We start from the raw sequence: 13,749 nt of genomic DNA on the forward strand, positions 1-13,749 counted from the left end.
CGGCCCCCCGCCGGTACGGCGGATCAGGTGCCGCGGGTCAGGTGCCGCCGGCAGGGTTCAGCCGCAGTGCTCGAAGCCGCTGCCGTAGCTGGCCCCGCCGGCCGACCCGCCCCACTTCACGCAGACCCGGGCGGCCTTGGCCCGCACCGGCCCGGCGTAGTACGCGAACGACCCGCTGTCGGTGCTGCGCGCCCGCCCCTGCACCTCCAGCCACGCCGAGGCGGACGTCGCCGTGCCCACGGCCGACTCCTTCATCGTCACCACGCAGTTGGTGCCCGTGCCGGCGTGGTAGAGCAGGTAGACCTTTCCCTTGCGGACGCCCGAGACGGTCAGCGGGGCCGAGTCGATCACCTTGTACCCGCTGCCGCACGCCTGGACCGGCGTGTACGGGTTCGGCTTCGACGGCTGACTGGTCGTCGGGCTGGAAACGGGCCGTCCCGACGAACTGGCGCTGGGCTCCCCGCCGCCCCCAGGAGTGGGGGCGGGGCCGGACGGCGACGCCGACGGGGCCGCCGAGCGGGTGGCGGCGGACGAGGTCTGGTTGCGGAACTCGCCCGTGCCCTCGTCGCCCGCGGGCGCGGCCGACTGCTCCGTGGACCCGCCGGTCAGCGCGGCCGGCACGTCGCCGCCGTCGGGGCCGTCGCCGGAGAAGACCGCCGTCGCGCCCACCACTCCGGCCAGCACCACGAAGACGGTGGCCGCCGCGCCGAGCAGCGACGCCCGGCGTCGCGGGACCCGACCCGAGCCGATCGGGTCCTCCCGGGTCGGCGGCGTCGATCCCCACGCGCCGCTGCCGGTGTCCGGCTCCAGGTGGCCGAAGGGGCCGCCGGCGGGCGGCAGCGGTGCGGCGCCGGGCACGGGCGGCACACCGGCCGGCGGGAACGGCGCGCCGGGGGCCGGGAAGACCGGACCGGCGGGCCGGACGGGCGATCCGGTCGGCGGATACGGCGTGCCGGCGGGCGGGGTCGACATGTCGGTGGGCGGGGTCGGCGTGCCGGCGGCCGCGAAGGACGCGTCGGCCGGTGGACCGGTGGCCGCGAACGGCACGCCGGCGGGGTACGACTGGTGCCCGCCGACGGCGGGACGCGCGCCGTCGTGGGCCGGGGGGCGCGACACGGGAGTGACGGGGGGCAGCGGCGCCCAGGGGTCCGGCGGGGCGAGCGGCCCGGTGACGCCCGACGGTGCGGCGGGGGCGCCGCCCGGATCCGTCCGAGGGGTCGCCACGTCGGCGGCGCCGGTGCCGCCGCCGACCGGGCCCGCCTGCGCGGCGGGGCCCGGCCCGGCGATCGCCCACGGCGGGCGGGCGGAGTCGGGAATCACGGCCAGGGTCGCCTCCCGTGCGCCGGCGGCGGCGTCCGCCATCGCCGCCGCGTCCGGGAAGCGGTCCCCGGGGCGCTTCGCCATCGCCTGCTCCACCAGCGCCACGACCGCCGGCGGGGTGCCGGGCGGCAGCGGCGGCGGTGCCTCGTGGACGTGCCGCAACGCCACCTGGAGCGGGTTGTCGCCGTCGAAGGGGGGCTGCCCGGCCAGGCAGAAGTAGGCCACTGCGCCCAGCGCGTAGACGTCCACCGCCGGGGAGATCGGCTGGTTGGCCGCCTGCTCCGGGGACATGTAGGAGGCGGTGCCGAGCATCACGTTGGCGGCGGTGATGCCCGCCGTCGTGCCCGACCGCGCGATGCCGAAGTCCATCAGGACCACCCGGCCGTCGGACTTGACCATCAGGTTGCCCGGCTTCACGTCCCGGTGCACGATCCCGGCGAGGTGGGCGGCGTGCAGGGCGTCGGCGGCCTGCGCCACCACCGACATCGTCGACGCCGGGTCCAGCCGCCCCGCGCGCCGCAGCCAGGCGCTCAGCGGCCGGCCGTCGACGTACTCCATTACCAGGTAGTGCAGCGGGCCGCCGTCGGCGAGGGTGGCCAGGCCGACGTCGTGCACCGCGACCACGCCCGGGTGGCGCAGCGCCGCCAGCATCCGCGCCTCGGCCCGGAAGCGGGCGGTGAACTCGGGGTCGGCGGACAGCGCCGGCAGCAGCACCTTCACCGCGACCACGCGCTCCAACATCAGGTCGGTGCACCGCCAGACCGCGCCCATGCCGCCGGTGCCCACCCGCTCGTCCAGCCGGTAACGCTCGCTGAGCACAGCTCCTTCAGTCAGCACCGCGCCACGGTACCGGGCGGACCGGACACTGTCCGTCGGCCGGGCCGGACACCGTCCGCCCGCCGGACGGACGTCGGGCCACCCCGTGCCCGGCCGACTACGCTTGCGGGAGTCCGTCCCGAGGACGGTGGAGCGGCGAGGGGAGACGCGGCATGGCGTGGAGTTGGCGGTACGAGGGCGCGGACGGCGCGTCGGTCGACGGTCCGGTGGAGTCGTTCGGCAGCCAGGCCGACGCCGAGTCCTGGATCGGCCAGACCTGGCGGGAGCTGGCGGCGTCCGGTGTCACCTCGGTCGCGCTCGTGGAGGACGACCGGGTGGAGTACCGCATGAGCCTGCTGCCCCCGGCGGAGTGATGACCGGCGACCGCCCGGGGAACGAGCCGCTGGTGCTCGGCGTGCCCCGGGCGGCGTTCCGGCCCAGCCCGGTCTTCGTGACCCTGGTCGCGCTCTTCGTGACCAGCGGCGTGCTGACCTGGAACGGGTTCGGCAACGTCCGGCTCGACGTGTTCCTCTTCGTCGTGTCCGGCTGGCTGGTGTCGCTCTGCCTGCACGAGTACGCGCACGCGGTCGTGGCGTTCCGGGCCGGCGACCGCAGCGTGGCGCACCGCGGCTACCTGACGCTGAACCCGCTGAAGTACAGCCACCCGCTGCTGTCGATCGCGCTGCCGGTGCTGGTGGTGCTGCTCGGCGGCATCGGCCTGCCCGGCGGGGCCGTCTGGGTGGACCGGCACGCCATCCCCGGGCGGCTGCGGCACACCCTGGTCAGTCTCGCCGGCCCGGCCACCAACGTGCTGTTCACGCTGGTCCTGGTGGTCGCCGTACGACTCGGGGCGGGCGGCGGCGGGCCGGTGGAGTTCTGGGCGGCCGTGGCGCTGCTGGCGTTCCTCCAGCTCACGGCCAGCGTGCTCAACCTGCTGCCGGTGCCCGGCCTCGACGGCGGCAACATGATCCAGCCGTGGCTGAACGCGCAGTGGCGCAGGATGTACGACCTGTTCGCCCCGTTCGGCTTCATCCTGCTGTTCGCGCTGTTGTGGAACCCGCGGCTCAGCGACTGGTTCTTCGGCGCGGTCTTCGCCGTGGGCGACTTCCTCGGCCTGCCGCCGTGGCTCTACGCCCTCGGCCTGGACCTGATCCGCTTCTGGCAGGGCTGACCCGGGGAGCCTCCCGGCGGCACCGGCCGGGCCGTAGTTCCGTCCGGGTCTCGGCCGACGTTTCCGTCCGGTCCCGGCCGACGTGCCCGGTCCCCGGCCGACGTGCCCGGTCCCCGGCCGACGTGCCCGGTCCCCGGCCGCGCCCCGCAGGGGGACGGCCGGGGACCGGGGCGGGGTCAGGGACGCTCGGCGGGGGACTCGGTCCGGGCCGGGTCGCGCTCCACGATCGGGTCGATGATCTCGTCGATCGCCTTGAGCAGGCCGGCGTCGAGCCTCACGCCGGCGGCCTTGACGTTGTCGTGCACCTGCTCGGGGCGGGACGCGCCGACGATCGCCGAGGAGACGTTCGGGTTCTGCAGCACCCAGGCGATGGCGAGCTGCGCCATGCTCAGGCCGGCCTGCTCCGCGAGCGGCTTGAGCCGCTGCACCCGCGTCAGCACGTCGTCGGTCATGAACTTCGCGATGAAGCCCGCGCCCGACTTCTCGTCGGTGGCCCGGGAGCCGGCCGGCGGCGGCTGGCCCGGCAGGTACTTGCCGGAGAGCACACCCTGCGCGATCGGCGACCAGACGATCTGCCCGACGCCCAGCTCCTCGCTGGTCGGGACCACCTCGGACTCGATGACCCGCCAGAGCATCGAGTACTGCGGCTGGTTGGAGACCAGCGGGATGCGCAGTTCCCGGGCGAGCTGGTGCGCCTCGCGGATCTGCGACGCCTTCCACTCGGAGACGCCGATGTAGAGCGCCTTGCCGGAGTGCACGACGTCGGCGAACGCCTCCATCGTCTCCTCCAGCGGCGTGCTGTAGTCGTACCGGTGGGCCTGGTAGAGGTCCACGTAGTCGGTGCGCAGCCGGCGCAGCGAGCCGTTGATCGACTCCATGATGTGCTTGCGGGACAGACCCCGGTCGTTGCGGCCCGGGCCCGTGGGCCAGTACACCTTGGTGAAGATCTCCAGCCCCTCGCGCCGCTCGTTCTCCAGCGCGCGACCCAGCACGTCCTCGGCGCGGGTGCCCGCGTACACGTCGGCCGTGTCGAAGGTGGTGATGCCGGCGTCGAGGGCGGCCCGGACGCAGGCGAACGCCGCGTCCTCCTCCACCTGCGAGCCGTGGGTGATCCAGTTGCCGTACGAGATCTCGCTGACCAACAGGCCGGAGCGGCCCAGGTGACGGAATTCCATGCGTCCGACCCTACTCCGACCGATCATGACCGGCCGGGGACGCGGCTCAGATCATGACCGGCCGGGACGCGGCTCAGAGCACGGGGTGGGTGTCGGTGAGCAACCGCTCGATCTCGGCGACGACCTCGTCGCGGTCGCGGTGCACCGGGTCGATCAGCGGTTCGCCCCGCCGATCGAGCGCTCCCCAGTGCCCGGTGCCGTCGTCGACCAGGAACGCGACCGGGTGGATGACCACCGCCGGGTGGGTCGGCGGCACCAGCACCTTGCCGGTGCGGTCCACGACGCCCCGCCGGCCGGCCACGTCCACCACGGCCAGGCCCTCGTCGGTAAAGCCGTCGACGTAGCGGCCGTCGGCCAGGACTGTGGCGAAGCCGTGGTACCGGGTGGGCACCACGATCCGGCCGTTGCTGTCGACCGCGCCCCAGCCCTCCCGCCGCACCACGGCCACGCCGCGGTGGAACGGGCGTACGTCCGCGAAGCCGTGCGGCACGATCACCTCGCCGGTGGCGTCGATCGCGACCCAGCCGGAGGCGCCGTCGGACACCCAGGCCAGCCCGTCGGTGAACGGGCGGACCACCGGGTACGCCGGCCCCAGCACGGTGGCGCCGGCGAGGTCGACCAGCGACCAGCGGTCGGTCTCCGGCCGCCGTACCCAGGCCAGCCCCTCGCGGAACGACTGCGCCTCGGCGTACTCGGCCGCGACGACCATGTCGCCGTCCGGGTCGGCGAAACCCCACAGGTCGCCGTCGCGCGCCGGCACCGGGGGCCGGTCGCGCTCCAGCACCTCTTCCCGACTCCGGGGGTACGGCCCGAAGCCCGTCTCCGCCACCCGCTCCGCGACCGCGTCCAGGCTGAGCCGGATCCGCGCCTGAAGCTCCGGGTCACCGTCGCCGCGCAGGTCGAGGGCCCGCTCGAAGTGGTGGCACGCCTCCATCAGCCGGCCCTGGTCGTAGCAGGACCGCCCGGCGTGCTCGTGCAGCGCCGCGCGCAGCCGATCGGGCAACTCGGTCGAGTTCGCCTCGGCGAAGAGCCGGTCGGCCTCCGCGAACTCGCCACGCCACCGCAGCACGTGCGCCAGCCGCGCCTGCGCCACCGCCGTGCGCCGCAACTCGCCGGTGGCCTCCGCGTACGTGAGGGCGAGCCGGCCGTCGGCGAGCGCGTCGTCCAGCTCGCCGAGCAGCCGGGAGACCACCGCCCGCAGGCTCAGCAGCCGGGCGCGGGACCGGTTGTCGACAGCCGCGCCCAACTTCTCCGTGAGGCGTCGCCGGATCGTCCGGAACTCGTCCGGCTCGTCCACCACCTCGCGCAGGGTCTCCGGGTCGAGCCGCCAGCGGTAGGTTGCCAGCACCTGCTCGGGGTCACCCTGTACCGCAGCCGGCCGGTCGGCGTCCCGCGTCTCCGGACGGTGGACCTCCGGGCCGCGTACCGCGTCACGCCGTTCCGTGCTGGTCGGCTCGCGCCGCTCCGTGGCAGCCGGTTCGCGCCGCACCGCAGTGGGCGCCGTAGCCGGTTCGCGGTGCTCCGCCGTGGGCGGAGTGGTCGGCTCGTGGTGCTCCGCGGTGGGCGCAGTGGTCGGCTCGTGGTGCTCCGCGGTGGGCGGAGTGGTCGGCTCGTGGTGCTCCGCGGTGGTTGGTTCGCCTCGCTCCGCGATGACTGGTTCGAGTCGCTCCGCGCTGGGCGCGGTGGCGGGTTCGCGTCGCTCCTCCGTGGTCGGTTCGCGCTGCCCCGTGGTGGCCGGCGAGGTCTGCGCCGTCGACGGCGCGGACATGGCCGGCACGTGCGGAGCAGGCGGCGCCGACACGGGCGTTGCCGGGGTCGGCGGTGCCGGAGCGGCCGGTGTGGAGGCCGGCGGCGCCGACACGGGTGCCACCACGGGCGGTGCCGCCGAGGCGACCGGTGCGGTGGTGGGCGGTACGGCGGCCGGCGGTGCCGACACGGGTGGCGCCGGAATGGCTGGCGCGGTGGCGGGTGGTGTCACCGTAGGCGTCGTCGGGGCGGGCGGTGTGGAGGCCGGCGGTGCCGACACGGGTGGCGCCGGGACGACCGGTGCGGTGGCGGGCGGCGACGACACAGGCGCTGCGGCCGGCGGTGCTGGTGCCACGGTGGTGGGTGGGGGCGCCGTGGTCTCCGATCCGGCAACGGGTGACGCGGGCACCGAGGGCGCGAAGGCGGGCGGGGCGGGTGGCACGGTTACCGCCCGCGTCGAGGTGGCGGGGGACGACGCGGAGACGGGCTGCGCCGCAGGCGTGGCCGGGGGCGCGAGATCCGGTCGGGCGGGTGGCTCGGACGCCGGCGGGGGCGGTGCGGCCGGGGCCGACGTGGCCGAAGGGACGACAGCGGGTGCGCTGGTGTCCGTACCGGCTGCGGTGGCGACGCCGCGCGGATCGGCTGGTTCCGGCGAAGCGTCGGCGCTCGCGGGAGCCGAGGCCGCCGGCATCTGCCCGGCCATGCCGTTGAGCGGCGTGGAACCCGATCGGTCGGCGGCAACGGTTGGTCCGGGCACCGGGGCTGCCAGGTCGACGGGTGGCGCGGGCACCGACGGCGGATTCGTCGCCTCGGGTGGAACACCATGGTGGTCACGACGCCTCGGTGACAACCATGGTGTTCCACCGATGGGCTCGGCTGCGGGCGCGGTGCCGGTGTCGAGGGTGCGCGGGGCCGCTGGGGCTGGGTCGGGCGACAGGGCGGCGGGCGCGTCCGTGAGAGGCGCCGGGAAGGAGCTTGCCGATGCTTCCGGCTCCGAGCGGTCCGCCTGGAGATCGGCCGACGCGGTCGGGGCAGGCGCCGGGAAGGGGGTTGCCGATGCTTCCGGCTCCGAGCGGTCTGCCTGGGGGTCGGCGGGCGCGGTCGGGGCAGGTGCCGGCAGCGGGTGTGCCAGGGGTTCGGGCTCGGAGCGGTCCGCCGGAAGATCGGCGGGCGCGGTCGGGGCGGCGTCGACCTGCTCCGGTGTCCGGTCGGACACCGGCCCGATCGGCGTGGGTGAAACCGGACGGGCGACGGGCGGCACCGACCCGGCTGCGGCCGGTGGGACCGCATCCGGAGCGGTCACGCCGGCCGGCGGCGCGGGAGTCGGTTCTTCCGACGCGACCACGCCGTCCGCCGGCGCGGTTGCCGGCTCGTTCGGCACGGTCCTGGCCGCCGGCGCCGGATGCACCGGCCCGTGCGCGGCGGCCGGCGATACGGGGGCCGGGACGCCGGAGATCCCGTCCGGCTCTCCGCTCCGACCAGCGGCAGCGAACTGGTCGACGGGAGGTGGCCAGGGCGACGGCGCAGGCGGCGTCGGCTCCGACCGATGGTGCGGCGCCGGTTCGGGTTGGACCGAGGGCACCGGTTCGGGCTGAGCTGGCGGTGCCGACGCGACGGGCGGTGTCGGACTCGACGGGGTGGTGAGCGTCGCCGAAGCAGTGTCGGCGGGACTGCTCGGACGGGCGGGATCGGCCGGTGCGGGCGGCGTGGGTGGCGCGGAGACGGGTCGGGCGGGCGGGCCGGACACCGGCGAACCGACGGCCGCCGAGTCCGGTGCCGCCGAGTCCGGTACCGGCGGCGCCGGCACCGCTGGCGTGATGGCGTCCTGCACAGCGGGACGGTCGTGGAAGGGCTCGGACGACGGGCGGCCGTCCTGCGCGGGCTGCGGCGCCGGCGGGTCGAGGGACGCCGGCGCGGCGGCGGGACGAGCATCGGCCGACTCGGCCGGCGGCGTCACGGGCTTGGCGGGGCGGAACCAGGCGTCTGGGCCGCTGGGCGCCGGCGGCTCGGGTCGGGGCGGGACCGCCGATGCCGGCGGTTCGCTCGACGGCGGCGGGACGTACACCCGGGGCATGCCGGGTGCGAGCGGCATCGATGGTGCGGGCACCTCGGACGGGACCGCCGCCGCAGCCCGGTCCACGGGCGCGATGTCCGGTGCGGCCGCCGGGCGGTCGACAGGTGGCATGGTGGGCGGGCGCCCGATCACGGGTTCGGCGTCGCGGAGCGAGGCGTCCGGGCCCGGGTGCGCTGCCGGAACGTCGGGATGTGCCGGGGCCGCGCCGGTCGTCGTGCTGGACGTGGCCTCCGGCGCCGGCAGGAACTCCAGGCGCAGCCGGGCGGCGGGCGGTCCCGAGACCGGCGCGTCGTCGGGAGCGGGGTGCGGCGTCCCACCGCTGGATCGGAAACCCTCCTCGGCGGCGGGCACCGGTGGCCGAGGCCGGGCAGCCGGCGGCCCGTCGACGGGTTCCGCCGGGGGTACGGGTCGACCGGTGCTCGGGCTCGGCGGCCGTGTCGCGTCACCGCTGAGCGCGCCTGCCGGTGAGACGGGGCGGCTGGTGGTCGGGCCTGCCGGTGACACGGGTCGGCCGGCGGCCGGGCCCGGGGACGGTGCCGCGCTCTGCCCGAGCGGACCGGCCGGCGAGGTGGGGTGGCCGGCGACGGGGGCGGCCGGCGAGACGGGTCGGCCGGTAGCAGGACCGGCTGGCGAGACGGGGCTGCCGGCGACGGGGCCGGCTGGCGAGGTGGGGTGGCCGGCGACGGGGCCGGCTGGTGAGACGGGTCGGCCGGTGGCCGGGTTTGCGGGCGGCACAGAACGGCCCGGGAGGGGACCGGCGGGCGGAACCTGCCCGGCGACGGGAGCCGGCCGGGGGACGGGTTCGGCGGGGGGAGCCGGCCGGGGGGCGGGGCCGGCCGGTGACACGGGCAGGTCGCGGGACGGAGCGGTGGCGGCGGGCCGGTCGACGATCGGGGCGTCCCGGTACGGGGCCGGGGAGACCGGCCGGCCGGGGGCCGGAACGTCGCCACGCGGGGTGACGAAGCCCGGTGGCCCGGAGACCGGTGCGCCGGAGACGGGTGCGCCGGAGACGGGTGCGCCGGAGACGGGTGCGCCGGAGTTCGGGCGGTCATTGCCGGCGACGCCCTGACCCGGAGCCGGGTACGGGCGTCGTTCGTCGTGCCGGGGCTGGGCCGGCGGCGGGGTGGCCTCGTGCGGGCCGCCGTGGTGGGGGTGGTCGGCCGGCTGCCGGTCCTCGGGGCGCGGTTCGGCGCGGCGGGCGGCGGCCCGGTCGAAGCCCGGTCGCACCGGGCCGGGCGGCGGCCAGGGCAGCCTGCCGTCCTGCTGCGGGTGAACGCGCGGCTCCCGGTACGCCTCGGGGTCCCGGTACGCCTCGGGCCGGTTGGGCTCGTGGGGGCGCCGCTGCGGGTACGCCTCGGCGCGGGCCGCCGCCTCGCGTGCCTGCCACCGCTCGTCCGGCTCGGGTTGCCGTCGCTCCCCGCCGCTGTACGGCTGGCCGTGCGGGGCCCGGTCGGCGCGTTGCCACCCCTCGGCGGGTACGCCCGGCTGGTGGTCCCGTCCGGTCGGGGTGCGCTCGTCCGGCCGCTCCGTGTGCCGCTCCCACTGCCCCGACGCGGTGCGCTCCCACGGCCCCTCGGCGGACCGACGTCCGTCGGACGGTCGCTCCCACGACTGATCGGGAACGCGCTGCTGGTCGGGAACGCGCTGCTCGGTGGGCGCGCCCCACTGGTAGCGGGGCCGGCGCGGGCCCTCGTCCGTACGGCGGTCGTCGCTCGTCTCCGGTCGGCGGCCGAGGCCCGACTCGGCCCGCGGGTGGTGCTCGCGCTGCGGGCGGTGGTCCTGGCCGCGTGGGGGCTGGCCGTCGTGGTCGCGCCCGGTCCGGCGGTCGTGCCCACCCGTGAGCTGACCGTCGTCGTACCGGCCGTCGTGGGCGGGTTCGGGCCGGAGGTCGTGGTCCCGGTCCAGCCGCGCCGAGGGGCGACGCGGGCCCTCGTCCGGCTCGGGGAGCCAGCCCGGCTCGGATCGGGCGGCGGGGGAGACGGGGCGGTCCCGCCCGGTCGGCTCGTGCCGGGGCGGGCGGGGGTCGTAGCGCTCGTGGCCGGCGTGGTCACGCGAACGGGCGGGGTCGACCGGCCGGCCAGGGCCGGCCCGGCCGGGGCCGTCGTAGCCGTCCCTGGCGTTGCGGTGCGGCGGCTCCTGCCGGTGGGGCGCCTGCTGGTCGTCGGGCCAGGTCGGCTCCGCGTGCGGGCGGCGGTACGGCTCGTCGTCGCGTCGCCGGCTGCCGGGGCCGTCCTGCCGGCCGTTCCGTCCGTCGTGCCGGCCGCCCCAGCCCTCGGGCTCGTCGTCCCAGGACCGGCCGAGGTAGGTGCCGTCGGGCCGGGTCGGCGCCAGCGGGGGCACCTCGGCGCGGCCGACGACCGCCGCCCGTCCCCGGGGCGCGGGCGGCGGGGCGTGCTGGATGCCGATGTCACCCGGGTAGCGCTGGCCCGGGAACTGCGGCTGCCACTCGGTGGTCGGCTCGACCATCCAGGAGGGCTCGGCGGGGTCGTGCCACCGGTCGGCGTAGCGGCTCATCCCGAGGACCTGTCGCCACGGCGGGTGAGCGGAACGGCCGCGGCGCACCGTCGGTGAGCGGGCGCGCCCAGGTCACCGGCTAGCGTCCGCCCGCTCACGGCGGCGCCCCGGTGGCCGGCTCGCGTCCGCTCGCTCACGGCGATGTCACCTCGTTGGAAATTGTCGCGCTGGGCGCCCCACGTGCCGGTAGAGTCGCCCGTCCCGGCATGGCGTGGCTGCGGAAGGAGGGTAGCGGCGTGGGCTCGCTCACCGCCACTGTGGCACCGCCCACCACCTCAAACGTTATCCCATGGTTCCGGACATTTGGGGCTATAGCCGGATCAGGTTTCCGACGTTACGCCACGTATCGGCAGGCGACCGTGGCGGGTGTCGTCACCAACACGGTCTTCGGTTTCCTGCGCTGCTACGTGCTGCTCGCCGCGGCCGGCGCCGCCGGCACGGTGGCCGGCTACGACCGGGGTCAGCTCGCCACCTTCGTCTGGGTGGGCCAGGGCCTGCTCGCCGTCGTCCTGCTCTGGTGGACGGAGCTGGCCGACCGGATCCGCACCGGCGACGTCGCCGCCGACCTGCTCCGGCCGGTGCACCCGGTGACCAGCTACCTCGCCGCCGACCTGGGCCGGGCCGGCCACGCCGCGCTGGTCCGGCTGCTCCCGCCGGTGCTGGTCGGACCGGTCTTCTTCGAGGTGTACGTGCCCCACCGCTGGTCCACCCCGCCGCTCTTCGCGCTCTCCGCCGTCGCCGCCGTGGTGCTCTGCTTCGGCTGCCGGTTCCTGGTCAACGCGAGCGCGTACTGGTTGCAGGACGTCCGGGGCCCGATGATCCTCTGGACCCTCGCCTCCGGCGTGCTCGCCGGGCTCTACTTCCCGCTGCGCTTCCTGCCGGAGTGGCTCCAGTACGCGCTCTGGCTGGGCACCCCCTTCCCGGGCCTGCTGCAGACACCGCTCGACGTGCTCGTCGAGCGAGACCCGCCCGCCACCCAGGTCGGGCTGGTCGGCCTCCAGCTCGCCTGGGCGGTGGTGATCCTGGCCGCCTGCCGGCTGGTGCAGCGCCGCGCCGAACGCCGCCTGGTGGTGCAGGGTGGCTGACGGGACGGTCGCGCGGGGCCGCGCGGGCGGGGCGCTGGCCGCGTACCGGGCGCTGCTCGGGGCGCAGGCGCGCTCGCAGACGGCGTACCGGACCTCGTTCGCGATCGACGTGGTGGGCAACGTCGGGTCCACGGTCTTCGACGTGCTCACCGTGCTGGTGATCTTCGGAGTCACCCGGGAGCTGGGCGGCTTCACGCTCCGCGAGACGCTGGTGATCGTCGGCCTGTCGAGCTGCGCGTTCGCCACCGCCGACCTGCTGGTCGGCAACATCGAGCGGCTTCCCCGCTACGTGCGCACGGGGCTGTTCGACGCCGTGCTGGTTCGCCCGCTCGGCGCGCTGCCGCAACTGCTGCTCATGGACCTGCCGCTGCGCAAGGCGTCGCGCGCGGTCTTCGGGCTCGCCGTGCTGGTCGTCGCGGTCGGCTCGGCCGGCATCGAGTGGACCCCGGCCCGGATGGTGCTGGTGGTCGTCGCTCCGCTGGCCGGCGTCGTCTTCTTCGGGGCGATCTTCGTCGCGACCGCCACCGTGTCCTTCTGGTGGGTCGACTCGGGCGAGCTGGCGAACTCGGTCACCTACGGCGGTCGGGACTTCACCTCGTACCCGGTCACCGTCTTCGGCGGCTGGTTCCGCGCGGTGTTCGCGTACGGCCTGGGCTTCGCCTTCGTCAGCTACCACCCGGCGCTGGCGCTGCTCGGCCGCGCCGACCCGCTCGGCCTGCCGGCCTGGGTCGGCTGGGCCGCGCCGGCCGTCGCGCTGGTCGCCGCCGCCGGGGCCGCGGCGGCCTGGCGCACCGGGGTCCGCCACTATCGGAGTACGGGGTCGTGAGCGACGACGTCATCGTGGCCGACGGGCTGCGCAAGGAGTTCGTTGTCCGGGTGCGCGCCGGCCGGCTGCGCCGGGAGAAGCGGCGGGTCACCGCCGTGGACGGGATCGACCTGCGGGTGCCCCGGGGCGAGATGCTCGGTTACATCGGGCCCAACGGCGCGGGCAAGTCGACGACGCTCAAGATGCTCACCGGCGTGCTGACGCCCTCCGCCGGCGAGGTGCGCGTCTGCGGCCTGCGCCCCGTCGCCCAGCGCACCCGGCTCGCGCTGCGCGTCGGGGTGGTCTTCGGCCAGCGCTCACAGCTCTGGTGGGACCTGCCGCTGCGCGAGTCGTTCGCGCTGCTGCGGCACGTCTACCGGGTGCCGGCCGCCGCGCACGCCGCCCGGCTGCGCCGCTGCCGGAGTCTGCTCGACCTGGACTCCTTCCTGGACACCCCGGTCCGGCAGCTCTCCCTCGGGCAGCGGATGCGCGGCGAGCTGACCGCCGCCCTGCTGCACGGCCCGGAGGTGCTCTTCCTCGACGAGCCCACGATCGGTCTGGACGTGGTGAGCAAGCAGGCCGTCCGCGGCTTCCTCGGCGAGCTGGGCCGGGCGGGGGACACCACGCTGGTGCTCACCACGCACGACCTGGCCGACATCGAGCGGCTCTGCCGCCGGCTGGTGGTCGTAGACCACGGCCGGGTGGTGCACGACGGGTCGATCGCGGCGCTGCACGAGCGGTACGGCTCGCGCCGCGTGCTCGTCGCCGACCTGGAGGCCCCGCTGCCGGAGCCGCCGGTGCTGGCCGGCGCGCCGCTGCACCGGGTGGAGGCTGACGGGCGCCGGCTGGCGTTCGCGCTGGAGTCGGCGAGCGTGGCGGAGGTGGTGTCGGCGCTGGCCGCGCTGGGCACGCTGCGGGACGTCTCCATCGTCGAGCCCGACATCGAGGACGTCGTGGCCCGGCTCTACCGGGGGAGTTGAGCCCGCCGACGGAGCAGGTCCGGCCGGTCGGGGTCCTACCGGGGAGTTGAGTCGGTTGGGGGA

General features: G+C 76.4%; 9 protein-coding genes. 6 read left to right on the forward strand and 3 right to left on the reverse strand.

Annotation, left to right across the window (positions count from 1 at the left end; translation table 11 throughout):
* Positions 1–57 precede the first annotated feature (57 nt).
* A complete protein-coding gene (locus GA0070606_RS32675) occupies positions 58–2,157 on the reverse strand; it encodes a serine/threonine-protein kinase (RefSeq protein WP_091104611.1) in 2,100 nt (699 codons plus the stop codon).
* A 152-nt stretch (positions 2,158–2,309) separates the two neighbouring features.
* On the opposite strand from GA0070606_RS32675, the gene GA0070606_RS24255 reads away from it, so the two are divergent.
* Positions 2,310–2,510, forward strand: a complete 201-nt coding sequence (locus GA0070606_RS24255; RefSeq protein ID WP_091104613.1) for a hypothetical protein — start codon at positions 2,310–2,312, stop codon at positions 2,508–2,510.
* Entirely contained in the window at positions 2,510–3,307 is a 798-nt protein-coding gene (locus GA0070606_RS24260) for a site-2 protease family protein (RefSeq protein ID WP_091104616.1), read from the forward strand. Before GA0070606_RS24255 ends, GA0070606_RS24260 begins: the two co-directional genes overlap by 1 nt.
* A gap of 176 nt (positions 3,308–3,483) precedes the next feature.
* On the opposite strand, the gene GA0070606_RS24265 is transcribed toward GA0070606_RS24260, so the two are convergent.
* Complete coding sequence (locus GA0070606_RS24265) at positions 3,484–4,482, reverse strand: aldo/keto reductase family protein (protein ID WP_091104619.1); 999 nt, start codon at positions 4,480–4,482, stop codon at positions 3,484–3,486.
* A 73-nt stretch (positions 4,483–4,555) separates the two neighbouring features.
* Positions 4,556–6,250, reverse strand: coding sequence for a WG repeat-containing protein (locus GA0070606_RS24270; RefSeq protein ID WP_245724790.1), 1,695 nt, complete (start codon positions 6,248–6,250; stop codon positions 4,556–4,558).
* Between GA0070606_RS24270 and GA0070606_RS33485 the strand changes: the two genes are divergently transcribed.
* The 4 genes from GA0070606_RS33485 (at position 6,213) to GA0070606_RS24290 (ending at position 13,686) form a co-directional block, all read left to right on the forward strand.
* Entirely contained in the window at positions 6,213–7,823 is a 1,611-nt protein-coding gene (locus tag GA0070606_RS33485; protein ID WP_245725012.1) for a hypothetical protein, read from the forward strand. The two genes, GA0070606_RS24270 and GA0070606_RS33485, sit on opposite strands and share 38 nt — an antisense overlap.
* A 3,229-nt stretch (positions 7,824–11,052) precedes the next feature.
* Entirely contained in the window at positions 11,053–11,901 is an 849-nt protein-coding gene (locus GA0070606_RS24280) for an ABC transporter permease (RefSeq protein WP_091108118.1), read from the forward strand.
* On the forward strand, positions 11,894–12,727 hold the full coding sequence (locus GA0070606_RS24285; protein ID WP_245724791.1) for an ABC transporter permease: 834 nt from the start codon (positions 11,894–11,896) through the stop codon (positions 12,725–12,727). Before GA0070606_RS24280 ends, GA0070606_RS24285 begins: the two co-directional genes overlap by 8 nt.
* The gene (locus GA0070606_RS24290; RefSeq protein WP_245724792.1) at positions 12,724–13,686 is read left to right on the forward strand and encodes an ABC transporter ATP-binding protein; all 963 of its coding nucleotides are present in this window, start codon (positions 12,724–12,726) and stop codon (positions 13,684–13,686) included. Before GA0070606_RS24285 ends, GA0070606_RS24290 begins: the two co-directional genes overlap by 4 nt.
* The last annotated feature ends 63 nt before the right edge of the window (positions 13,687–13,749 follow it).

The organism is Micromonospora citrea (genome assembly GCF_900090315.1).
GTDB lineage: Bacteria > Actinomycetota > Actinomycetes > Mycobacteriales > Micromonosporaceae > Micromonospora > Micromonospora citrea.